The sequence below is a fragment of the Streptomyces sp. NRRL S-350 genome (assembly GCF_000719705.1).
Lineage (GTDB): Bacteria > Actinomycetota > Actinomycetes > Streptomycetales > Streptomycetaceae > Kitasatospora.
Window position 1 is genome coordinate 52,999 of the sequence record NZ_JOHO01000021.1, and the last position, 23,347, is coordinate 76,345.

A 23,347-nucleotide genomic window follows, 5' to 3' on the forward strand; every position below is an offset into this window, starting at 1 on the left:
ACGGTCGGACGATGAATGCTTGTGAGTCCAGATTTCTTGCGCGAGAGTACGGTTATGACTCCAGACCGACTCTCCGAAGCACTCGACCTGGTCGAGGTCCGCGGCGTTCTCACCGGCGGCATCGCGGCTCGCGGCGGATGGTGGGGCCGCGGACCGCTCGCCGACCCGGTCAAGTTCTTCGCGCTCGTCAGCGGCCGGGCCCGCCTGACCACCGACGGGATCGACGAACCGGTCGACCTCGTGGCGGGTGACGTGGCGATCCTCACCGGGCGCTCCTGGGTCTCGTTCCAGGCCGGCGCGGAACCCCGCCAGGAGGTGCAGCCGGAATCCGACTTCTCCTCCGACCGCTTCGCGTCGGCGGACCGCGACGCCGACGACATCGTGATCGGCGGCTGCGTCGATCTGAACGAGGCCGGCAGAACGCTCCTCCTGGGATCACTGCCACCCGTGGCCCACATCAGGCCGACCGGTGACGACGACCGGCTCCTCGCGGCCCTGCTGCGGCTCTTCGACGAGGCGACCGCGCGGCGGCTCGGCTCGGCCTTCGCGATCCGGCAGTACGGCCAGCTCTTCCTGCTGGAGCTGTTGCGGTCCTACGTCGACCAGGCCGCGCTGCCCCCCGGCTGGCTGCGCCTGCTCGTCGACGAGCGCCTCCGCCCCGCCCTCGACCTGCTGCACGGCCGCCCCGGGCGCACCTGGGGGCTCGAGGAGTTGGCACGGGCCGCCGCGATGTCCCGGACGACCTTCGCCGAGCGGTTCCGGGAAGCAGCCGGTGTGCCACCGCTGACGTATCTCGGGCGGTGGCGCATGCTGCTCGCCCAGCGCGCGCTGCGCGACGGTGACGCCCGTGTCGCGGAGCTCGCCGAGGAGTTGGGCTACGGCTCGGAGAGCGCCTTCAGTGCGGCGTTCAAGCGGGTCGTCGGCGAGTCGCCGATGCGCTACCGGGTCCGCGTGCGACAGGACGTCACCGGCCGCGCCCGCGCCGGGGCGCCATGACGTGCCGGTCCCGCGACGTGCCGGTCCTGCTCGGCTTCCTGCGAGGCCCGGCCGGCGCGGGCACCGCGTCCGCCGCAGGCCGGGCGGCCGGGCAGCGCTGGGAAGCCGTCCCGTGCGGGAGGCCCGCGCCGCCCCGGGCAGCCGCCGCAGCGTTCAGGCCGGCCGGCACGGCACCTCGTAGCCGAGTCGGGCCTGCCCTCACGATTCGTCGCAGACACGACCGCGACCGCAAACCCGACCACGACCGCGACCGCGACCACGACCACGACCAGAATCACGACCGCGACCGCGGACGTGGACGGGCCGGGATCCGCGGCGGGTGACACGCCCGGAACGCCACGACACCGTCGACACCGCCGCGCGCCTGGGACGATGCCCGCCAGGCCCCCTCGGACGGATCTGCCGGACGGCGCCGGGCGCCGACCGCCGGAAGCCCGTCCAGCCGGAAGGTGGAGCAGGTTGAGGTCGAGAAGAACCGCCGAATCCGAGCCCTTGCCGCTGGTCGTCATCGGTGGCGGGGCCGCGGGACTCAGTCTGGCCGACCGGCTGGTCGGACACGGACCCGGACCCGGACAGGGGCCCGGACCCGGGCCCGGGCCCGAGGGACACCGGCCCCGCCCGTGGCTCGACCTGACCGTCGTCGAGGCCCCCGAGGGCCCGCTGCGCCCGCCCCCGCGGACCTGGTGCTTCTGGGACGACGGCCCGGGGGAGTACGAACAGGCCGTCACCGCGCAGTGGTCCCGGCTGCGGATCACCGGCCCGGACGGGAGGGCCGTCGAGGTGGAGCCCGCCCCGCTGCGCTACCGGATGCTGCGCTCCACCGCGTTCGAGGAACTGGTGCACGAGCGCCTCGGCGCCCACCCCGGGGCCAGGATCCTGCGGGCCACCGTCCACCGGGTGCAGACCCGGCCGGACGGACGCCCCGGTGCCCGCGTGGTCGCCACCGACCCGGCCGGTCGGCCGCTCATCCTCGACGCCCGGTACGTGTTCGACTCCAGGCCGCCGGTGCGGCCGCCACTGGCCCGGACCGCTCTCCTGCAGCACTTCCGCGGCTGGTTCGTGCACACCGACCGCCCGCGCTTCGACCCCGGCACGGCCCATCTGATGGACTTCCGCGTCCCGCAGCCCGCCCACGGCCTCGCCTTCGGCTACGTCCTGCCCCTGGCCGCCGACCGCGCCCTCGTCGAGTACACCGAGTTCTCCCGGCGCCCCCTCACCACCGCCGGATACGAGCACGCGCTGCACGACTACACCCACCGGATCCTGGGCCTGGGTGCCCTCACGGTGGAGGACGTCGAACAGGGGGTCATCCCCATGACGGACGGCCGCTTCCCCCGCCGGGCCGGGCCCGCACACGTGCGCATCGGCACCGCCGGCGGCGCCACCCGCCCGGCCACCGGCTACACGTTCAGCGCCGTCCAGCGACAGAGCCGGGCCATCGCCGCCGCCCTCGGCCGGCCGCGGGCATCCGGGCGGAACGCACCCGCGCCCGCACCTCACCGCCGGCGGGCCCTGGCCATGGACGCCGTCCTGCTGCGGGCCCTGGACACCGGCCGGATCGACGGCCCCCGCTTCTTCACCGACCTGTTCCGCCGCACCCCCGCCGCCCAGGTCCTGCGATTCCTCGACGGCCGGAGCACCCCAGCCGAGGATCTGCGCATCGGCTTGCGCTGCCCCGTCGGCCCGATGCTGCGCTGCGCCGCCGAACTGCCCCTGCTGCCCCGCCGCGCCCTGCCCGGCGCCGGACCCGAACCCGCACCCGGGCCCGAACCCGCACCCGCACCCGGACCCGCACCCGACGCCTCCGAGGAGAACCGTTGACGTCGCTCCTGCGCGACCGCGACCTCATCCGTGCCTTCGACCACGCCGCACCGGCCTACGACCTGCTGACCGCCCTCAACCCCGGCCACCGTGGCGCCCTGCGCCGCTCGGCCCGCCGACTGCGCCTGCCCGCCGGCGGGACCGGCCTGCACGTGCTGGACCTCGGCTGCGGCACCGGGGCCTCGACCCGGGCGCTGCTCGAAGCCGCGCCACACGCCCGGATCACCGCCGTCGACGCCTCCGCCGGCATGCTGGCACGAGCGGCCGCGAAGCCCTGGCCGCAGAACGTCACCTTCCTCCACCGCACCGCCGAACACCTGCTGGCCGCCGCCAGCTCCACCGGCACCGGCACCACCACCACCGCCGCCACCGGCGCCGACACCACCACCGCCGCCGTCCCCCCGGGGCAGCGCTACGACGCGGTCTTCGCCGCCTACCTGTTCCGCAACACCACCGACCCCGACGCCGTCCTCGCCGGCGTGCACACCCTGCTGCGACCGGGCGGGCGCCTGGCCGTCCACGAGTACAGCCTCAGCGGCTCGACGGCGCACCGGATGCTGTGGAACGCCGTCTGCCGGACGGTCGTCGAGCCCGCCGGGGCACTCACCGGCGACCGCGGCCTCTATCGCCACCTGCGCCGCAGCGTCCTGGACTTCGACACCGCCCCGCACTTCGCCGCCCGCCTGGCACGGGCGGGATTCGCAGCGGTGCGCACCCTGCCGGTGGCCGGGTGGCAGACCGGCATCGTCCACACCTTCCTCGCCGTCCGCCCCCGTCCGGCGGTCGCCCCGCCCGCCGCCGCGGCGCGCCCGGGCCGTGCCCACCCGGAGGCGCACGCGTGAGGAACACGACGCCCGCCGCCCGACGCGGCCGCGACCGCCGGGCCGAAACGGTGCAGGCCGCACCGGGCCACGCCCGCTTCCCGGGAGCGGAACCGCCCCGGGTCGCCGTCGTCGGCGGCGGCATCGCCGGCCTGGCAGCCGCCACCGCGCTCGCCGAACGCGGCATCGCGGTGACCCTCCACGAACGCGAGCCCGTGCTGGGCGGAAGGGTCGCCGGCTGGCCCACCCGCCTCGCCGACGGCTCGACGGCGACCATGAGCCGCGGCTTCCACGCGTTCTTCCGCCAGTACTACAACCTGCGCGGTCTGCTGCGGCGTACCGACCCCGGGCTCACCCGGTTGACCGCCCTGGCCGACTATCCGCTGCGCCACCGCTGCGGACTGACGGACAGCTTCGCCCGGGTGCCGCGCACCCCTCCGCTCAGTGCGGCCGGATTCGGGCTCCTCAGCTCCACCTTCGGCCTGCGTGACCTGGCCGCCCTGGACGCACGGGCGGCCCTGCCGCTGCTCGACGTCCGCGTCCCGGAGGTGTTCGAACGGTACGACGACACCAGCGCCCACGACTTCCTGGAGAAGATCAACTTCCCCCCGGGCGCCCGACACCTCGCCTTCGAGGTGTTCTCCCGCAGCTTCTTCACCGACCCGCGTCGGCTGTCCGCCGCCGAACTGATGCTGATGTTCCACATCTACTTCCTCGGATCCTCCGAAGGACTGCTGTTCGACGTCCCCACGGAGCCCTACCCGCAGGCCCTGTGGCAGCCCCTCGCCGACTACCTGGGCACCCTGGGCGTCGATCTGCGCACCGCGTCCCCCGTCGACCGGGTCCGGCCGCTGCCCGGCGGCGACATCGAGGTGGTGACCCCGGCTCGGGGCGCCGAGCGCCACCAGGCCGTCGTCCTGGCCCTCGACGCCGACGGCCTGCGGCGCCTCGTCGCCGTCTCGGACCACCTCGGCGACCCGCGCTGGCGCGCCGACATCGCCGCCCTGCGCACCGCGCCGCCCTTCCTGGTCTCCCGGCTCTGGCTGGACCGCCCCCTCGCTCCGCACCGGCCCGGATTCCTCGGCACCAGCGGCTACGACGGCTTGGACAACGTCAGCGTCCTCGACCGCTGGGAGGGAGAGGCGGCGCGGTGGGCCGCCCGCACCGGCGGCTCGGTGGTCGAACTGCACGCCTACGCCGTGGACGGGGACGCCGACCGTGCCGGGGTCGAGAAGCGCATGACGGCCCGGCTGCACGAGGTCTACCCGGAGACCCGCGGCGCCCGCCTCGTGGACGCGCGCCACGAGTGGCGCAGCGACTGCCCGGTGTTCCCGGTCGGCGGATGGGCCCGTCGCCCCGGCGTCCTGACCCCGCACCCCGCCGTCGTCCTCGCCGGGGACCTGGTGCGCACGGACCTGCCGGTCGCCCTGATGGAACGCGCCGCCACCACCGGCTTCCAGGCCGCGAACGCGCTGCTCGCCCGCTGGGGCGTGGCCGGCCAGACCCTGTGGTCCGTCCCCCGGGCCGGCCGCTGTCGCCCGCTGCGCGCCCTGGCCCGCCGGGTGGCCCCCTGAACGGCCCCCGGCCGGCTGAACGGCCGCCCCGAACGGCCCCTGAACGGCTCCCGACCCCCCGAACGGCCCCCGAACGGGCCCCCTGGACGGCGCCCTGAACGGCCCCTGGACGGCTCCCGGCCAGCCGGTCGGCGGCCGGGAGCCCCGGCCCTCAGCCGGGGAAGCGCCCGGTGCTGCGCAGGGCCCATCGGCGCTCCGCGTAGGCCAGGTCGTCGCGCCACAGCCGCCCGGCCGTACGGCGCATCACCGGCCGCAGGACCGGAGCGAGTGCCCGCGCCACGGCGAAGCCGCGCCGCCCGGACGCGGCGACCACCGCCTCCACGACCGCCGTCCGCGGGGCGGGGGCGAAGGGGGCGGTGAGCGCGGTGGCGTGGGTCTCGACCACCGACCCGGCGCCCTCGCCGCGGGCGATGCGCATCACCACGGTGCGGGGCCCGGGCGCGGTGAACACCGCCCGCACCGGCACGACCAGCCGCCCCGCCACCCGGAACGACACGTCGACGACGAACCCGTCGTCCTGGTCCCCGGCCGCGTCGGGCACCGCCACGACCCGGAGATCGGTGAAGGCGTAGGGATGCAGCCAGGAACCGTGCCACGGGTCCAGGCGGTTGGCCACCACGTCCTGCGGCTCGCACCGTCCCAGGCCGGTGTACACCGCCGAGACGGTCCCCTCCGGGGCGGGGCGCCGCGGCACCGCCGGGCGCTGCGTCGGCTCCTCACCGCCGACGGCGTCCAGCCGCACCCAGGCGAGGACCCCGTCCTCGTGCACCGGGTAGCGCTCCCACCCGGCGGACCGCACGCCGTCCAGGGCCAGACCGTGCCAGTGGCACACCAGCGTGCCGCCCACCACCAGGCCGTCCTTCAACGGCGCGCCCAGGTGCGGGCAGACGCCCGAACCGGCCCGCAGTGTCCCGGCGCCGTCCCGCCACAGCACCACCTCCCGCCCGCCCACCAGGCGTCCGCACGGCCGGCCGCGGGAGGCGATGCTCCCGGCCGGGCCGACGACGTACCAGTTCCCGGACGGCCGGGCCGTCGCCCGGGCCAGGGCGGACGCGATCAGCGCGGGCTTCGCCGCCTGCCACGACGGCTCCTGCCCCGACCGGTTCGGGCCCCGGCGCAGCCGCAGCGGCGAGGTCCGGCGCCGTCCGGGTGGTGCGCTCACCGCGCCGCCCCCCGGCCGCGCCGGGCCGCCGAGCGGTGGTGCGGCGGCCCGGAGGCGGAGCCACCCCGGGCCGCCACCGGCACCCGGGCGGCCAGGACGCGCGCCAGCCCGGCCGCCGCGACGGCTGCCCGGCGGCGCCGCGGCACCGCCGAACGCCGGTGCAGCACCGCGTACCCGTCCTCGGCGATCGCGTCCAGGATGCCGCCGTAGAGCACGAAAGCGGTCCGGATGCAGGGCCGGACCCTGGGCTCCAGCATCGCGATGCCCGGCTGCGCGTCCCGGTAGACGCCGCGGGTCAGCCCCGCGGCGGCCACCAGGGCGGCCCGGATGCGGGCGTCGTCACGGCCGGTCCGACGGCTCCACTGCAGGAGCGGCCGGTCGACGCCGTGGGCGGCGAGCAGGTCGCCGGGCAGGTAGACCCGGCCGCGGTCCAGGTCCTCGCCCACGTCGCGCAGGAAGTTGGTCAGCTGGAACGCCACCCCGAGGCGGGCCGCGTACGGCTCGGCCTCGGCACGGTCCGTCACCGTCCCGAGGACGGGCAGCATCTGCAGGCCGATCACCGCTGCCGAGCCGTGCATGTAGCGGTGGAGGTCCTGGTAGGTCGGATAGTCGGTGACGGTGAGGTCGGCGCGCATCGAGGCCAGGAAGTCGGTGAACAACCGCGGGTCGATGCCGTACCGGTCGGCGGTGTCCGCGACCGCCCGCACCACCGGGTGGGCCGCGCCCCCGCCCCGCAGGCCCGCGGCCAGGTCCTCCTCCAGCAGTCCCAGCAGCCGGTCCCGTTCCGCGGGCGTCTCGCGCCGGTCCAGCCCGTCGACGATGTCGTCCGCCCAGCGCGCGAACCCGTACAGGGCGTGGACCGCGCACCGGCGTTCCACCGGAAGCAGCCGGGCGGCCAGGAAGTACGTGCGCCCGTGCCGGGCGTTGAGGTCGCGGCAGGCGGCGTACGCGGCACGCAGGGCCGGCGCCGTGATGCCCGCGGCGTCCAGCTCACGGGCCGTCATGAGCGGCTCCTGCGATCGGGGAGGGGAGGGGGCGCACCGGGTGCCCCGAGTGCGCCGAGTGCGCCGAGTGCCCCGGGCGCGGCGGGCCGGTGATGCGGGCGGCGGCGAGCTTCCCGCTGATCAGCACCGTGGGAACGCCGACGCCGGGGGTGGTGCCGCAGCCGGCCACCACCGCGTTCTCCAGCCCCCGCACCAGGTTGCGCGGCCGGAACGGCCCGGTCTGGGCGAGGGTGTGGGCCGCGGAGAACGGCGTGCCGGCCGCATGGCCCCGGGCGGCCCAGTCGGCCGGGGTCACCAGGAGCTCCTCCTCGATGGCGCCGCCGATGCCGGTGAGCCCGCGCTGCTCCAGGGTGTCGAGCAGGTGGCGCCGGTAGCCCGGTGCCAGGTCGCCCCACGTCGTGGCGTCCGGGCCGACGGCGGTGTTGGGTGCCGGCGCCAGGACGTAGTGGGTGTGCCGGCCGGCCGGGGCGAGCGACGGATCGGTGGCGGTCGCACGGGTGATCAGCAGTGAAGGGTCCGTCATCAGCTCTCCGGTGCGGGTCAGTTCGTCGAAGGTCCGTTCCCAGGCGCGGCCGAACGACAGGGTGTGGTGCGCCAGCTCGGGCCAGGTGCGGTCGGTGCCCAGGTGCAGGACCACCGCGGACGGCGAGAACCGCAGGGGCACCCACCGGCGGGGCGCCCGCCCCAGCAGCCGGTACGTCACGGGCAGGTCGGGCGTGAGGACGACCGCGTCGCAGGGAATGCGCTCGCGGTCCGTGACGACGGCCGTCACCCGCTGCCCCGACCGCTCCAGGCGCACGACCGTGCTTCCGTAGCGGAACTCGGCGCCCGCCGCCGCGGCGGCCCCGGCCAACGCCCGGGGGAGGGCGTGCATGCCGCCACGGGGGAACCACACCCCGGCCACGGTGTCCATGTAGGCGATGACCGCGTACGCGGCCAGCGCCCGGGCCGGCGCCACCCCGGCGTAGAGGGACTGGAAGGAGAAGACCCGGCGCAGCCGCTCGTCGCGCAGGTGGTGCCCGATCCGCGGGGCGAGCCGGCCGAACCCGCCCAGCGCCGCCAGGCGGCCCAGGTCCGGGGTGAGCAGTTGCCAGGGGGAGTCGAAGTTGGTGTCGATGAAGCGCCGCATCTGCGCGTGGTAGAGCCGGGTGAGCCAGTGGCGCAGGTCCCGGTAGCCCGCCGCCTCCCGCGGCCCGGCGAACCGCTCCACCTCGGCCTCCATCGCATGCGCGTCCGTGTGCACGTCCAACGAGCTGCCGTCCGCGAAGCGGGCCCGGTACGCGGGGTGCAGTGGCAGCAGTTCGACGTGCTCGCGCAGCGAGGTGCCGACGGCCCGGAACGCCTCGTCGGCCAGGTGCGGCATGGTCAGCACGGTGGGACCGGTGTCGAAGAGGTAACCGCCGCGCCGGATGCGACCGGCCCGCCCGCCGGGCGCGTCGTCCCGCTCGACGACGGTGACGCGCCGCCCGGCCCCGACCAGGTGGCAGGCGGCCGACAGTCCGGCCAGGCCCGCTCCCACGACGACGACGTGATCAGCCGACGGCACGGCGCGGCTCATCCGCCCGCCCGCTCACGGGGGAGCGGACCGGGCCCGGGTGACGCGGCGTCGACCGCTGCCGCGTCGGCGCGGGCGCGCCCGAGGGCCACCGGCCGGGCGAGGGGGCTGTCGAGCGCCCGGCCCACCGCGCCCGGCACGTCGGGGTCCACCCCTTCCACCGCGGCCGGGCCTCCCGTAGCAGGGGCCGGACCGGGCCCTCGGAGTGAGGCGGCGGGCACCACCGGTGACGACGGACTGGACATCGGGCTCGCTTTCGACGTCGCGTTCCGGTGCCCCTGCGCGTGCGGACCCCGGGGCCCGCGCGGCCACCGTGGCAGCGGGCTCTGTTCGTCTATCCCCGGCCTCGGCGCTCCAGTCGCCCCCGGCGCACGATTCCCCCCTCGAACGGGCAAAGCCCCTCCATCGGCACAACCCCCGCCGGGCGAGCGCGGCCCGCACCTGTAAACGACCGCTCCGGCCGGTCGGCCAGTCGGCCAGTCGGCCAGTCGGTCGGTCGGTGGGGAGGCAGTCGGCCGCCGCCGGTCACTCACTGGTGAAGGGACGGGTCGCCGGTCCGGTGCAGGTGGGCGTCGACCAGGGCGAAAACGGCTTCGGGCTGTTCGAGCTGCGGAAGGTGGCCCGCCCCGGGGATGACCTCGAGTCGGCCGTTGCCGAAGGCGTCGGCGTAGGCCGCGCCGTAGGCGGGGGTGACGATGCGGTCGCTCTCGCCCCAGAGCAGGAGGGCGGGCACCCGGACCTGTCCGAGCCGACGCAGCAGCGTGGGGTCGTGCATGTAGGGGTCGCCGGCGAGGACGCGCATGGTGGCCATGTTGGCGTGTCTGCGCGCGAGTTCTTCGGTCGGGACGTCGGCCGGGGCGACGTAGGACCGGTCGGGGTCGTGCCAGGAGTGCTCCGCGACGCCGCGGGCGTCGAGGGCGAAGACGTCGGTGATCGGTTCCGTCTCGACCTGGACGCCGACGGCATCGATCAGGACGAGGCCCGTGATGGTTCCAGCGCTGTCGCGTACGGCCATCTCGGCGGCTATCCAGCCGCCGAGCGAGGAGCCGACGACGAGAACGTCCCGCAGTCCGCGCTCGTGCAGGAGGCGGAGGTAGACGAGGGCGAGGTCGTCGACTCCGGTGAGCCATGCGGGGCGGTGGGTGCCGTCCCAGCCGGGGTGCACGGGCGTGATGGTGCGTGCGGTGCGGGAGAGGTGTCGGGCGAGGCCGGCGACGGTGGCGGGGCCTCCGCCGCCGTGCAGGACGAGGACCGGCCGGCCGGCTCCCTCCTCGTCCAGCGTGAGGGACAGGTCGGCGGATGTGGCTGATGCGTCTGTGGTCATGGCCGCAGCGTAACTAAACATCTTTAAATAAGCTAGCTTGGTTATCGCGTAGGCTGGCTCCATGCACAGTGAGCTGCAAGAACTCGGCAGAGCGGTCAAACAAGCCCAGTACCGGCAGCACCGGGCCCTCGACAGCGCGCTGTCCGCCATCGGCACGACGCTGGCCCAGTGGGACGCGCTGCGCGCGATCGGCCGCTCACCCGGCGCGTCGGCCCGCGAGTTGGCCGCAGCGACGTTCCAGACCGAGCAGGCCTTCGGAACGCTCGCCGGCCGCCTGGCAGCCCAGGCCCTCGTCGAGCGCCGGCCGGGCCACGGCCGGCGCATCGAGCACCATCTCACGCCCGTCGGCGAGCAGGTCCTGGCGGACGGCCACACGGTTGCCGACAGGGTGCTCGCCGCCTGCTTCTCGGCCTTGCCCGACCCGGACCGCGCAACCCTGCTCGACCTGCTCCGGCGCCTCACCGCAGAACAGGACACGTAGACCCGCCGCAAGAACCCCGCCTGCGGGTTCCCGTCCCGTCCTGAGCGGTGCTCCGCCCGTCGAAGGCCGCTGCGTACGTTTCTCAGCGGGGTGCGCGTAGCACCGGGTCGAGGGCGAGGCGGTTGTCGGTGGGGTGGTGCCCCTCGGGGCTGAAGGGCGGGACGGCCGCCGGCAGGCAGTCGGCGATCAGGAGGCAGTCGTGGTGGCGGTCTTCGGCCGTGGCCGCGACCAGCGGTTCGCCGTCGGGCCCCCAGATACCGGAGTTGCCCTGGTACTGCCACGCTCCGGCGGGGACCTGTTCCCAGCCGCGGCGGTTGGCGTAGGCGACGAACAGACGCCAGACGGCGGCCATGGCGGGAATGATGTGCCGGGTGGCGTCCTGGTAGGGGACGCGGCTCATGGTGCCGTCGGCCAGGCGGAAGTGGCCGTCCGCGGCGGTGGGCCCCAGCACGACCTGGGCGCCGCGCTCGGCCAGGTACTGGTAGAGCGGCGGGAACTCGCATTCGTAGCAGTTCAGCACGCCCACCGGGATGCCGTTGATCGGGACCAGGGGCGGTAGCTCCTGGCCGAAGGAGTAGTTGCGCCGTTCGGCGGCTCCGTACAGGTGGGTCTTGCGGTAGTTCGCGGCCACCTGCCCGTCGGCGGCGATCACGCTGATGGAGTCGTAGAAGTCATCCCCCTCGCGCTCGGGGTAGGGCAGGACCACGGACAGGCTGTTCTCCTTGGCCGCCAGGCGGGCCCGGTCGACGGAGGGCCCCTGGGAGTGCTCCGCCAGTTCCCGGCACTGGCCGGGGTCGATGGCGTACCCGGTGGTGTACTTCTCCGGGAACACCACCACCTGGCAGTCGTAGTCCGCGGCCAGAGCGGTGACCTCGTCCAGCCGGTCCATGTTCTGCTCCACCGCCTCCCGGCTGCCGACCGCCCCCTGGCCCTGGTACAGCGCCACCCGCAGGCCCTCGCCGACGGCGGGCGCGGTGCGCAGGGCGGAGCGGAACACGACACGAACAGGCTGCCTCATCGGTAAATGCGCTTTCTGCGACCGGCGATCCCAGCAACCGCCACACCGGAAGAAACGACACATCACCCGGTGAGACACCATGATCGTTGGGCGCAGGAGGCGGCCCGTCCGGCCCGGCCGGGCCGGTGCGCGCCCTCGCCTTCGGTGTCGTCGGTGCCCCCTCGGGGCGACTGGGGAGCGGGCGGGGGCGGCCCCGTCCGGTGACGGACCTGCGGACGCCGCCCCGGACGGCCTCGCCGCGGCTAGTCGGTCAGCGGCTTGAGGTGGTTCATGGCGCTGGAGAAGTCGTCCTGCAGCTGGTCGTAGGCATCGGCGTCACCGGCGGTCACAGCGTCGCAGAGCTTGGCGGCCTTCTGCAGATCGCCGAGGGCCTGACCCCACTCTGCGGGTGAGCCCGCTTCCGGCTGCTGGCCGATGACCGTCTTGGCCATGGTCGTGCAGGCCTGGCCCACCTTCGCGGTGTCCCCGTGTGCACTCATGATGGTCGCGGCCATGGGGATGAAGGCGCTGGTCACGGCGCTGTACTGCGGGGAGTTCAGCGCCCAGGCCCGCGCGGAGCTGTCACTGGCGCTGGGACTCGCGACGGTGCTCGCCGTGGTCGAAGCAGCTGGAGCCGCGGAAGCGGAGGCGGAGGCGGTGGCCAGGGTGGCCACCGCCTTGCTGCCTGCGGGAGTGCCGCTCGCGCAGCCCGCCAGGGCGGCGGCGGTCACGAGCAGGCAGGTTGCGGCGGCGCGGCGCATGGGCTTCCTTCGATTCGCTGGTGCAATGCCCCGAGACCGTACTCCGCCGCCGCGCCCGCCGATCCACAGGGGTCAGCCGACCGCGGCGAACGCCACGCTGCGCCGGTGCGGGTCGTGCCGGGGCTCCATCGGCGACTAGGCCGGCGTCCGGTCGGCGCCGGCGAGGAGGGTTCGCAGGGTGGCGGCCATGGCGTGCCGCGCCTCCTCGGGGCTCAGGCCGGATGAGCGCCAGTGGAACCAGGCACTCCATGTGGTGACCGCGTCCAGGGCGTTGAGCAGGTCGGTCCGGGCCGGCTCGGGGAGCGGGTCGAGCTCTGCGGCGAAGATCTGCGTGAGCCGCAGCCGGGCGAAGTCCAGCATCTGCTGGATGCCCTCCTGGACCCGGGTGGACGGGTTCTCCAGCCGCAGGACGGCGAGCCGGGCCGGCGTGAGGCCTTCCAGGATGCGGGCGCGCTGTTCCGCGACGGCCGCCACCCGTACCTCCCGGGGGCCCTCGACGGGGATCGGCCGGACCTGGCCCAGCAGCTGCTCCAGGCGTCGGCTCACGGCGACCTCGGCCAACTGCGCCATGTCCGTGAAGTGGTGGAACACCAGTCTGCGGGAGACGCCGGCGCGTTCGGCGACCTTGTCGGCGGGGAAGTGCGCCTGGTTCTCGTCGAGCAGGGACAGCATCGCGTCGGCGATCTTCTCGCGGGTCTGGCGTCCGCGTTCCGTGCGTCCGTCGGGGGCCGGTGTGGCGGCTCCGGTCTGCTTCACGTGGGCTCCTCGCCCTCTCGTTGACATTCTTGCACCGTGAGTGCAAGTGTACGTGTTGCACGGGGAGTGCAATTAGTTTCGGCGGGCTCCTCGGACGATCCCGGCGCGGGATCCCGCCGCGATCCCGCCTGGGCGGTCTCGCCTGCGCGGTCCCGCCGGGGCGGTTCCGCCCGCGCGGTCCCGCCGTGACCCCGCCACAGCGACGAAGGACGGTCCTCGCAAGATGTTCACTCGTGTCGGGCGCTGGTGCGCCCACCGGCCCAAGCGCGTGGTCGCGGCCTGGCTGCTGCTGCTGGCCGCCGCGCTCACCGCCGTCGGAATGTTCGGCCGCGTCACCAGCGAGGCCGTCTCCCTCCCCGGCAGCGACAGCCAGGCCGCCCGGGACATCGCCGACCGCGCGTTCCCCGGCCCGCCCTCCGGCAAGCAGCCGGTCCTGCTGCACACCGCCGCCACCGCGGCCCCCCTCACCGCCGCCGAGCCCGCGGCGGCGGTCCGCCAGGCGGCCGCCGCCATGGCCGCGGTGCCGCACGTGGCCGCCGTCACCACGCCCTACGAACCGGCCGGTGCCACCGCCATGAGCGCCGACGGCCACACCGCCTACCTGTCAGTCGAACTCGACGTCACCGGGCGGGAAGTGACGCCCGAGACCACCTCCGCGGTGCTGGCCGCAGCGGCCCCGGCCGCCGCCGCGGGCATCGAGGTGACCCCGGGCGGCTCCCTCGCCGCGGCGGTCGACAAGGGGAGCACCGGCCGCAGCGAAGCCCTCGGTCTCGGCGCCGCGCTGGTGGTTCTCACCCTCACCCTCGGCAGCCTCGTCGCCGCCGGGCTCCCGCTGCTCGCCGGGGTCGTGGGCCTCGGCATCGCCCTGCCGGTCCTCGGACTGGTCGGCCACCTGATGGACGTGCCCGCCTCGGCCGAGACCATCGCCGCCATGATCGGCCTGGGCGTCGGCATCGACTACACCCTGTTCGGACTCACCCGCTTCCGGGAACTGCGTGCCGCAGGGGTCGGCATCGAGGACGCGGCCGTGCGCACCACGGCCGGCTCCGGCAAGTCCGTCGCCTTCGCCGGCAGCGCCGTGGTGGCCGCCCTCGCCGGCCTCGCCCTGGGCGGACTCCCCCTGCTGTACGCCCTGGCCCTCGCCCCCGCGATCGCCGTGGTGACGGCGCTGGGAGTGAACCTCACCCTCCTGCCTGCGGTCCTCGTCCTGCTGGGCGGGCGACTGACCCCCAGGGCCTCCGCCGCCGCCCCGGGCGGACGCCCGCGCGGCTGGGGCCGGATCGCCGCCCTCGTCGCGGCCAGGCCCTGGCCCCTGCTGCTGGCCGGCCTCGCCCTGCTCGGGGTCCTCGCCACCCCGGGGCTCCACCTCCACCTCGGCCAGCTCGACGCCGGCAGCAAGCCCAGCGGCAGCATGAGCCGCACCGCCTACGACCGGATGGCCACGGCCTTCGGCCCGGGAGCCAACGGCGTGCTCCAGGTCGTCGACATCCTGCCCACCCCGGCGCAGGAAGCCGCCGGGGGCGCCGACCCGCGCCTGAGCGCCGTGACGGCCGCGCTGCGCGGCACCGACGGTGTGGCCGCCGTCGGGCCGCCCGCGACGGCCGCCGACGGCCGCACCGTCAGGTGGCAGGTCACCCCCGCCACCGCTCCCTCCGACCCCGCCACCACCGCACTCGTCCACCGGCTCCGCTCCGACGTCCTGCCCGCCGCCACCGCCGGAAGCGGCCAGGTGCTGCACGTCGGCGGCAGCCCCGCCTCCCAGGCCGACCTCAACGCGCGGATCGCGGATCGCATGCCCCTCGTCGTCGGCTTCGTCCTGACCGTCGCGGGCCTGCTCCTGCTGCTCGCCTTCCGCTCGCCGATCGTCGCGGTGAAGGCGGCCGTGATGAACCTGGTGTCGGTCGCCGCCGCCTACGGCGTGCTCACCGCCGTCTTCCAGCACGGCTGGGGCGCTCGGCTGATCGGCCTGGAGGGCGCGGTGCCGATCCCCGGCTACGTGCCGCTGCTGATGTTCGCGGTGCTCTTCGGCCTCTCGATGGACTACGAGGTGTTCCTGCTGAGCGCGGTGCGCGAGGCCTACCTCCAGGAGGGCGACAACCGCCGCGCGGTGGTGGCGGGGCTCGCCTCCACCGGACGGATCATCAGCTCGGCGGCCATGATCATGGTCACGGTCTTCGCAAGCTACCTGCTCTCCGACGACCCGGTCGTCAAGATGTTCGGCATCGGCCTGGCGACCGCCGTCGCCCTGGACGCGACCGTCGTCCGCGGCCTGCTGGTCCCCGCCACCATGGTCCTGCTCGGCGCCACCAACTGGTGGCTGCCCGGCTGGCTCGACCGCCTCCTGCCGCACGTCGACATCGAGGGCGACGGCCACCCCGCGCGCCCCGCCTCGGCGGGCGCCGAAGACAACCCGCTCACGGCCGGGATCCGCTAGCCTCCGCCGCACCCGGCACCCCTCCGCACACCCACGACCGAGGGCAACGACCGTCCACGGCGCCCCTCAGCACACCCACGACCCAGGGCAACGACCTTCCATGAGCACCTCCACCCGGAACCCCGCCGGACGACCCGACCCCGTCCACACCGACCCGGGACACCCCGGCCCCGTACACCCCGGCCCCGGACACACCGACCCGGGACACACCGGCCCGGGACACACCGACCCGGGACACACCGGCCCGGGACACACCGACCCGGGACACACCGGCCCGGGACACACCGGCCCCGTACGGCCCGACCCCGCGCACCCCGCCGCGGCGGACGCCGAAGCCGCTCCCGCGCCGGCCGAACTCCTCGCCCGCATCCGCGCCGGACTGATCGGCGAGGGAGAAGTCCTCCACGGCCCGTACGGCCCGCGCCGGATCACCTACGCCGACCACACCGCCTCCGGCCGCCCGCTGGACCTCGTCGAGGACTTCCTCCGGGACGCCGTCCTGCCGCGCTACGCCAACACCCACACCGAGAGCTCCGGCAACGGCCTTCGCACCGGTCGCCTCCGGGAGGAGGCCCGGGCACTGATCCACCGCGCCGTCGGCGCCGGCGACGAGCACGCCGTGCTGTTCTGCGGCTCCGGCACCACCGGCGCCGTGGACCGCCTGGTGGCCCTGCTGGACCTGCGCAGCCCTTCCGTCCGCAGCCGGCGCTACGGCGCCCACCTGCCGGAGCACGACCGCCCGGTGGTCTTCGTCGGCCCCCACGAGCACCACTCCAACGAACTGCCGTGGCGGGAGTCCACCGCCGACGTCGTGGTGATCCGGGAGGGGGCGGACGGTCGCCCCGACCAGGACGACCTGCGCACCCAACTGCTGCGCCACGCCCACCGCCCGCTTCGGATCGGCAGCTTCTCGGCGGCCTCCAACGTCACCGGGACACTGGCCGACACCGAGCGCATATCGAGCCTCCTGCACGCCTACGGGGCCCTGGCCTGCTGGGACTTCGCGACCGCGGGGCCCTACCTGCCGATCCGCGTCGCCGAGTCGGCCCCCGGCCGCGGCGACCACAAGGACGCGGTCTTCCTGTCCCCCCACAAGTTCGCCGGCGGCCCGCAGACCCCGGGCGTCCTGGTCGTCCACCGGGACCTGCTGCGCGGACCGGTCCCCTCGGTGCCCGGCGGCGGCACCGTCGCCTACGTCGGCCCGCACGACCACGACTACGTCACCGATGCGGTCGCCCGCGAAGAGGGGGGCACCCCCGCCATCGTCGAGTCGATCCGGGCCGGCCTGGTGTTCGCCCTCAAGGAGGACGTCGGCACCGAGCTCATCCAGGAACTGGAGGAGGCCGCGTGGGCCCGGGTGCGGGCCCGTTGGGACGGCCACCCCGGGCTGCGCCTGCTGGGCCGCACCGACGTCCCCCGCCTGCCCGTCGTGTCCTTCCTGGTCCGGGACCGGCGACGGCCCGACCGCTACCTGCACCACAACTTCGTCACCGCCGTGCTCAACGACCTCTTCGGCATCCAGGCCCGCGGCGGATGCTCGTGCGCCGGCCCGTACGGCCACCGCCTCCTCGGCATCGCCGCCGAACGCTCCGCCGCCTTCCGCGAGGTGATCGTCGGTCAGGCCCTGGAGGGCGTCAAACCCGGATGGACGCGGGTGAGCTTCCCGTACTTCGTCACGGACGAGGCCCGGGAGTACGTCCTGACCGCCGTCGAGCTGGTGGCCACCGCCGGACACCGGTTGCTGCCGGACTACGCCTTCGACCCCCGGACGGGGCTGTGGCGCCACCGCGACCACCCCGCCGGGGAGCCGGGGCCCACCCTGGCCGACTTCCGCCGCCGGCCCGGGCGCCGGGCCCCGGCGGCGACACCGCCGGGGCTGCCGTCCGCCGTCCTCGACGAGCAGTTGGAGCAGGCCCGCACCCTCCTGGCCCGGCTGCCCGAGCCGCCGACCGAGACGCCCACCGGACTTCCGGCCGCGTTCGAGGCGCTGCGCTGGTTCCCCCTGCTGCCCGCCAACCTCGAACCACCGGCGGCTCCGGCCGGGCGCAGGCCGTGCGCGCCGGGCTGAGGGCCCTTCGGCTCGTCAGAACCGGCGCCAGCGGACCGAGGCGAAGGAGAAGCCGCCGAACAGCACCAGGCCGAGCGCCACCAGGACCAGCAGCCACGGGCCGGCCGGGGTCTGGCTGAAGCTGCGCAGGGTGTCGTCCATCCCCTTGGCCCGGTGCGGGTCGAAGTGGATCGCCGCCACCAGGGCGAACACGCCGGCCCCGGCCAGGATCACCCCCCGGGCGAGGTTGCCGCCCACCCCGAGGGCGGTGACACCGGTCCGGACCGACCGGCCCATCGCCGCGGTGTCCAGTCGCCGCAGGAACCGGCGACGCAGCGCGTTCACCGCGATGCCGACACCGATGCCGACCACCACCAGGCCCGCGACCGCCACCAGGACCCGGCCGGCCGGCAGGCGCAGCGCGGCCGCCGTCCAGTCCTGGGAGGCGCTGTCGCTGTCGGAGCCGGTGCCGTTGCCGGCCGCGTAGGCGGCGGTGCCCCAGCAGACCGAGGCGTAGAAGAGCGCGCGGCCGGCGTTCAGGACGCGCTTGCCGGTCTTGCCCTCGTCGCCGCGGCCGGCGATCGCCAGCGCGGCGCGCCAGAGCGCCATGCAGGCGAACCCGACCGCCAGGGCCCAGAGCATCGCTGCGCCGAACGGCTGGGCGGCCACCTGGCGCAGCGCGCCCTGCCGGTCCGCGTCGCCGCCACCGTGACCGAACGCGATGCGGACGGCCAGCACCCCGATCAGGGTGTAGACGACGCCGCGGGCGACGAAGCCGGCCCGGCCCGCCGTCCGTACCGTCTCCTTCCGGGAGCGGCGCCGGGCGGCGCCGGTCGAGCGGCGACCGTCGCCCGCGCCGCGGAGCTGAGCATGAGTGGGGGCCACCGGGGTCCTCCTTCGCAATCGGACGCTGCGCGACGCGCAGGGTGTCCCCCGTCTGCCCGCCCCGCCCTCGCGCACGCACCTGCGGGGGCACCGGCCGCCGGCCGCTGCCGGAGGCGGGGCTCCGTGGAGCCGGTACGCACCGGCGGCGCTCCGTGGAGGACTGGGCCGCGCGACCACGCGGAAGACGGCCCTCGGTGGTCCCGTTCGGCGGCATGCTCCGGTTCCGCCTGCTCAGCGCAGCTGCTCCGCCAGCCCGACGATGACGCCCTCCGGGCCGCGGACGTAGCAGAGCAGATAGCTGTCCTCGAACCGGGCGATCCCGCCGAGGAGTTCGGCGCCGTGAGGGCGCAGGCGGGCCACGGTGTCCTCGATGTCGTCGACGGCGAACATGACGCGGTGCGTGCCCGGAACGTTGTGCGGCCGGTTGCGCGGCCCGGCGCTGATCACCGCAGGGCTGCGGTACTTCGCCAACTCGAGCCGGCCGTGACCGTCCGGGGTCCGGAGCATCGCGATGTCGCAGCGGACGCCGTCGAGTCCGGTGCACCGGTCGGCGAAGAGGCCCTCGACCTCCGACCTGCCCTCCAGCTCCATACCGAGTTCCACGAAGAACGCGATGGCGGCGTCCATGTCCTCGACGACGATCCCGACGTTGTCCATCCGCTGGACCGCCATGCCGGTTTCTCCTTCTTCCTCCTGCGGCCGGTGGCGGCCGCTGACGTCCCCGGGACGGAGCCGGTGGCAGCTTCTCGACATCCGCCGACCCGCCGAACTCCGGGAAGGCCTGGATCGCGCCTGGGAACCGGTCCGGCAGGCTCGGGGGCCAGGCTCCACCGCCGTGCCGTCCCAGCCCTTCGATGCTTCCTCGAAGCTTCGCAGAGGGCGCCCCGGCGAAGGCCGCGCGCCGCCAGGCCGGCACCCGACCGGTCGGCGTGCGACACCTTGGGCTTCGCCGAGGCCGGGCCGGGCCGGGTCGTCCGGAGGTGAACGGACGACGGACGCCCGCGGTCCGGGGACCGCGGGCGTCCTGGGTACCTCAGCGGTGCCGCGTCAGCTGCGGGCACCCCGACGGCGGGCGATCACCAGTGCGCCCCCGCCGACGGCGAGCAGCGCGGCCCCACCAGCGCCGTAGACGATCATCTGGCTGCTGTTGCCACCCGTGCTGGCCAGGGTGTTCGCCGGCGTGGTCGAGACCGGGTTGGCGGTCGGCTTGCCGACCGGGCCGGTCGTGTCAGCCGGGGCGGACGGCGCCGGCACCGCCGGGGCGGTCGACGGCGTGCCCGTGGTGGCCGGCGCCGACGGCTTGGCGGTGGCGGAGGGCGAGGCGGTGGCCGTCGCGGTGGCGGTGGGCGAAGGCGTCGTCGTGGCGGTGGGCGTCCCGGTCGGGTGCGGGGTCGCGGTGGCCGTGGGCGACGCCGGGGAGGTCGGCACCGGGACGGTCGGCGTGCCGGTCGGGGTCGGCACGCAGGCCTTGCCGCCGTTCCAGGCCGAGATCAGGTTGTCCGGGAAGACGCTGTCCGGGTACCTCGGCGCGGGGTTGGCGACCCCGTCGAACTTCTTGTCGCCGTTGTACAGGTCGATCTGGCCGTAGCACTTCGGCAGGTGGGCGGAGACGTCCAGGGTCGCCTGGCGGTTCCCGCTGCGCAGCGTGGTGGTCGCCCAGCCGAGGAAGGTCTGCTTGCCCGAGGTGGCCCAGGTCGGCCCCTCGGTGTCGTAGGAGGCCAGCGAGACCCGGTAGTCGCAGCCGTCCGCGACGTCGCCGACCAGGCGGACCTGGATGACGCCGTGCGGCTGGGACATCCGGCCGTCGGTGGTCCAGTCCTTGCCGCCGTCGACGGAGAACTGGACGCCGACGGCGCCGCACCCGTGCTCGGCGCGGGCCTGGGCGGTGCCGGCGGTGAGCAGCGGGGCGCCGACGGCTATGCCGAGGGCGGTGAGGGCCGGAAGGCTCCGGCGCAGGAGTTGGTGCACAGGGAAGCTCCCTAGGGTGGACACGGTTCGGGTGGGACTGCCTGCTCCTCCGGTGGCGGTCGGGACGGACCGTCACCGGAACCGAGCGGACCTGAAGCCGTGACCGTACCTGATGGCCCCACAGTCCCGAGCCCCCTCCCCGCCTGTCCGGAGGATCGGGCGGCCGTGAGCGGGGTGGTCGCGCACCTGCGGACCGCCTCCGCGCCGGTCGACGCCGTGGCGCGGCTGCCGACCGCGCCGTCCGGGACGGGGTGGGGGTGGAGGCGGGCGGGGGCGGTGCGGCCCGGCCGTCGAGCCGCCCACCCCGGGCCGCGCCGTCGCCGCTGCGTCGGCCGTCCCGGTCCCTTCGGTCTTCGGTCGCTTCGGTCGCTTCGGGCGCTGTCGGGCCGCGCGAGCTGCCGTGGCCGCCCGTTCCCGCCGGAGGTCGACCGGTCCCACTGACATCGGCGCTGCCGACCGGTCCCACTGACATCGGCGCTGCCGTTCACCGAGCGGCCGCCTCGGGGCCTGTGCTGTTCCGTGGCGGCTGGGCCGGTGTCGACCACGTCGCCGGCGCGGACGACGCTCGTGCCCTTCCGGCCTCGGGTACCGCTACCGCCCGGGAGTTCGGCGCCCGGCTCGACGGCTGGGTGGCCCGGGTATCCGGTCGGTCCGCCCGTGCGGGCGGACCGAAGCGGTGACGGGGTCTTCCTCGGCGCCTTTCGGCCGCAGCCGAGGAAGACCGTGCCGCGGTCCTCAGCGCTGCGGTCCTCAGCAGGCAGCTGCCGCTTGCCGTTCGGCGCGGCTCGGCACCGCTCCCCTCGGCGCATCAGGTCGTCCTCAGACGCGGAAGCTCTCGATGTCCGATGTCGTACTGGTGAAGCCGTTGGTGGCGATCACCCGCACCCGGACTTCCGTTCCGGGCGGGAACTGACTCCTGTCCACGGTGATCATGGGGTCTTTCAGCCCGACCCCGACCGTCTGCCAGGTCTGCCCTCCGTCCGTGCTCACCTGGGTGGCGAAGGTCTGGCCGTCCGTCGGGGGCGCTGAGCCGAAGTCCAGGTCCAGGCTGAGCCGGCCTCCTCCGGCCGTGGACTGGCGCGCGCCGCGCAACGCCGGTGGCGGGTCGGCCGGGCGGAAGGTGTCCACCACCTGGCCGCCGACGAGGAGTTCGACCGACGCCGGGTCGCTGCCGATCGGCACGACCGCGTCGATCAGCCCGGTCTTCTCCTGGCCCGGCGCCGGGTCCGAGGTGAGTTTCACCGTGACCGGGAAGTCGGTCGGCGCCCCGCCTCCGGTCTGCTGGACCCGCAGGACCACCGGGACCTCTCCGTTCGGGGCGGCCCCGGACGTGGCCGTGCCCGGTTGGGCGGGGGGCCCGGCGGCGGCCCGGACGGGGTTGACGAACCGGATCGCGCCGTCGCGGTTGGTGAGGTCGACCGTCCCGACGATGCTGACGAGTGGTCCGCCGCCCGGCCCGGCCTCCATCGTCACGGGGGGCGCGGGGGCCGGCGCGGTGGTCACCGAGAGTTCCGGGAACCGCTCGTCGGGGCGGCCGCCGGCGGTGACGCTGGTGACCCTCAGTTCGCGGGCCACCCTGCCGGCGGGCGCTGCCGCCACGGGGGCGCCCCCCGGTGCCGGGGCGCCGGCGGTGAGGGCGTCCTCGTCGGCGAGCCGCTGCCGGATGCCCTCGTACGTGTAGCTGCACGGCCACTGGTAATTGCAGTAGGTCATCACGTCGTGCCAGTCGACGCCCGGCTTGGCGGCCATCGGCAGGTTCAGTTGCGGGTCGCCCACGTCGAACCCGACGAAGCTGTCCGCGTCGTCGGCCAGCTGTCCGTTCCGGAAGGGGTAGTCCTGCAGGTCGTCCTTCGACTCGCTGCAGAACCCGGGGTGCTTGCGGCCGTAGGTGTGGCCGAGCTCGTGGCCGCCGTACCAGTCGGCGTAGGAGCCGTCGAAGTCCCAGTTCCAGGTCCCCGCGCCGCAGGGCGAGGAGGCGACGGTGGTCGGGTCGGGTGTCTGCGGCACGCCGGAGGCGCAGCCGCGCAGGAAGAACCCGCCGTCGGCGACCTGACCGATGTAGTGGGTGCGGCGGTCGCCGCCCGCGCTGATGTCGAGCGCGCGGATGGCGGCGAGCTGGGCGTTGGTGTCGGTGCACTGGAAGGGCGGGGTGGCGGTGGCGTCGATGGTCGCGTGCGGCGCCTCGATGACTTCGGCGACCGGGTAGGCGCGCTTGAGCCAGCTGATCAGGAAGGCGTGGTCGATGTCGCGGGGCGCGTACGTGAGCGGCGGGTTCCCCATCCGGTAGCGCAGCCCCAGGACCCGCACGCGCAGCGGCGGGGTGGGGTGGAACCAGACGGCGGGTCCCCCGGCGGAGCCTTTGAACGGGACGTCGGCGCCGGTCAGGGTGTCGGTCAGGGAGACGGCGCTCACGTTGAGCCCGCCGACGTCCGTCAGCGCGGGCGGTACGACGAAGTTGAGGCTCAGGGTGGCGTCGGCCCGGCGCGTGGGCACGTCCTGGGGCGCGCTCGGGTCGAGGGAGACGGTGTTGGTCGAGGTGACGGAGACCGGGGGGTCGTTGGGTGACCGGAGCAGGGTCACGGTGCCGGTCACGCCGGTGGCCGGGCCGCTCGCGCCGTTCACGTAGGCGCGGATGACGGTGGCCTTTCCGGCGATCAAGGTGACGCTGTGCTGGAGGTCCTGAATGGACTGGGTGACTTCCACGGCATCCAGCACGGCGACCGTTGGAGTAGTCATGGCGCACTCCTCGGACGAACGTTCC

Annotated in this window: 18 protein-coding genes; 7 read left to right on the forward strand and 11 right to left on the reverse strand. The window is 75.1% G+C overall.

The features are described 5' to 3' along the window. Positions 1 to 54: 54 nt before the first annotated feature. The 4 genes from IF30_RS0120305 to IF30_RS0120325 all read left to right on the forward strand — a co-directional run bounded on the left by IF30_RS0120305 (position 55) and on the right by IF30_RS0120325 (position 5,212). The gene (locus tag IF30_RS0120305) at positions 55 to 996 is read left to right on the forward strand and encodes an AraC family transcriptional regulator (protein WP_037900615.1); all 942 of its coding nucleotides are present in this window, start codon (positions 55 to 57) and stop codon (positions 994 to 996) included. A 459-nt stretch (positions 997 to 1,455) separates the two neighbouring features. Continuing rightward, positions 1,456 to 2,817, forward strand: a complete 1,362-nt coding sequence (locus tag IF30_RS0120310; RefSeq protein WP_234322780.1) for a lycopene cyclase family protein — start codon at positions 1,456 to 1,458, stop codon at positions 2,815 to 2,817. Next, positions 2,814 to 3,659 carry a methyltransferase domain-containing protein gene (locus IF30_RS0120320; protein ID WP_030240336.1) on the forward strand — a complete coding sequence of 282 codons (846 nt, stop codon included), beginning with the start codon at positions 2,814 to 2,816 and terminating at the stop codon, positions 3,657 to 3,659. Before IF30_RS0120310 ends, IF30_RS0120320 begins: the two co-directional genes overlap by 4 nt. Next, the gene (locus tag IF30_RS0120325; protein ID WP_030240338.1) at positions 3,656 to 5,212 is read left to right on the forward strand and encodes an FAD-dependent oxidoreductase; all 1,557 of its coding nucleotides are present in this window, start codon (positions 3,656 to 3,658) and stop codon (positions 5,210 to 5,212) included. Before IF30_RS0120320 ends, IF30_RS0120325 begins: the two co-directional genes overlap by 4 nt. A 151-nt stretch (positions 5,213 to 5,363) precedes the next feature. On the opposite strand, the gene IF30_RS0120330 is transcribed toward IF30_RS0120325, so the two are convergent. From IF30_RS0120330 to IF30_RS0120350, 4 genes are all read right to left on the reverse strand, one after another. Then, entirely contained in the window at positions 5,364 to 6,374 is a 1,011-nt protein-coding gene (locus IF30_RS0120330; RefSeq protein WP_030240341.1) for a DUF5914 domain-containing protein, read from the reverse strand. Further along, positions 6,371 to 7,378, reverse strand: coding sequence for a phytoene/squalene synthase family protein (locus IF30_RS0120335; protein WP_051710667.1), 1,008 nt, complete (start codon positions 7,376 to 7,378; stop codon positions 6,371 to 6,373). Before IF30_RS0120335 ends, IF30_RS0120330 begins: the two co-directional genes overlap by 4 nt. After that, a complete protein-coding gene (gene crtI / locus IF30_RS0120340) occupies positions 7,365 to 8,936 on the reverse strand; it encodes a phytoene desaturase family protein (protein WP_051710668.1) in 1,572 nt (523 codons plus the stop codon). Before crtI ends, IF30_RS0120335 begins: the two co-directional genes overlap by 14 nt. Positions 8,937 to 9,462: 526 nt before the next feature. Next, positions 9,463 to 10,257: an alpha/beta fold hydrolase gene (locus tag IF30_RS0120350; RefSeq protein ID WP_030240351.1), complete on the reverse strand. Its 795-nt coding sequence runs from the start codon at positions 10,255 to 10,257 to the stop codon at positions 9,463 to 9,465. 61 nt (positions 10,258 to 10,318) lie between these two features. On the opposite strand from IF30_RS0120350, the gene IF30_RS0120355 reads away from it, so the two are divergent. Next, complete coding sequence (locus IF30_RS0120355) at positions 10,319 to 10,738, forward strand: MarR family winged helix-turn-helix transcriptional regulator (protein WP_030240355.1); 420 nt, start codon at positions 10,319 to 10,321, stop codon at positions 10,736 to 10,738. A gap of 82 nt (positions 10,739 to 10,820) precedes the next feature. Here the strand turns inward: IF30_RS0120355 and IF30_RS0120360 are convergent, their stop codons facing one another. The 3 genes from IF30_RS0120360 to IF30_RS0120375 form a co-directional block, all read right to left on the reverse strand. Then, complete coding sequence (locus IF30_RS0120360) at positions 10,821 to 11,756, reverse strand: nitrilase-related carbon-nitrogen hydrolase (protein ID WP_030240358.1); 936 nt, start codon at positions 11,754 to 11,756, stop codon at positions 10,821 to 10,823. Positions 11,757 to 11,998: 242 nt separating this feature from the next. Then, positions 11,999 to 12,496 (reverse strand): hypothetical protein, encoded by a 498-nt coding sequence (locus IF30_RS47960; protein ID WP_158835283.1) that lies wholly within the window; start codon positions 12,494 to 12,496, stop codon positions 11,999 to 12,001. 135 nt (positions 12,497 to 12,631) lie between these two features. Further along, on the reverse strand, positions 12,632 to 13,252 hold the full coding sequence (locus IF30_RS0120375; protein WP_037900618.1) for a TetR/AcrR family transcriptional regulator: 621 nt from the start codon (positions 13,250 to 13,252) through the stop codon (positions 12,632 to 12,634). Positions 13,253 to 13,475: 223 nt separating this feature from the next. Between IF30_RS0120375 and IF30_RS0120380 the strand changes: the two genes are divergently transcribed. Together IF30_RS0120380 and IF30_RS0120385 are read left to right on the forward strand one after the other, a co-directional pair. Then, a complete protein-coding gene (locus tag IF30_RS0120380; protein WP_051710671.1) occupies positions 13,476 to 15,686 on the forward strand; it encodes an MMPL family transporter in 2,211 nt (736 codons plus the stop codon). 100 nt (positions 15,687 to 15,786) lie between these two features. Next, the gene (locus IF30_RS0120385; RefSeq protein ID WP_078891546.1) at positions 15,787 to 17,754 is read left to right on the forward strand and encodes an aminotransferase class V-fold PLP-dependent enzyme; all 1,968 of its coding nucleotides are present in this window, start codon (positions 15,787 to 15,789) and stop codon (positions 17,752 to 17,754) included. A gap of 15 nt (positions 17,755 to 17,769) precedes the next feature. Here the strand turns inward: IF30_RS0120385 and IF30_RS0120390 are convergent, their stop codons facing one another. The 4 genes from IF30_RS0120390 to IF30_RS43760 form a co-directional block, all read right to left on the reverse strand. Further along, on the reverse strand, positions 17,770 to 18,618 hold the full coding sequence (locus IF30_RS0120390) for a DUF1206 domain-containing protein (protein ID WP_037900621.1): 849 nt from the start codon (positions 18,616 to 18,618) through the stop codon (positions 17,770 to 17,772). 231 nt (positions 18,619 to 18,849) lie between these two features. Then, a complete protein-coding gene (locus tag IF30_RS0120395) occupies positions 18,850 to 19,290 on the reverse strand; it encodes a VOC family protein (protein WP_030240377.1) in 441 nt (146 codons plus the stop codon). A gap of 375 nt (positions 19,291 to 19,665) precedes the next feature. After that, positions 19,666 to 20,586 (reverse strand): hypothetical protein, encoded by a 921-nt coding sequence (locus IF30_RS47965; protein ID WP_051710672.1) that lies wholly within the window; start codon positions 20,584 to 20,586, stop codon positions 19,666 to 19,668. An 819-nt stretch (positions 20,587 to 21,405) separates the two neighbouring features. Continuing rightward, positions 21,406 to 23,322 carry a hypothetical protein gene (locus tag IF30_RS43760; RefSeq protein ID WP_158835286.1) on the reverse strand — a complete coding sequence of 639 codons (1,917 nt, stop codon included), beginning with the start codon at positions 23,320 to 23,322 and terminating at the stop codon, positions 21,406 to 21,408. Positions 23,323 to 23,347 lie beyond the last annotated feature (25 nt).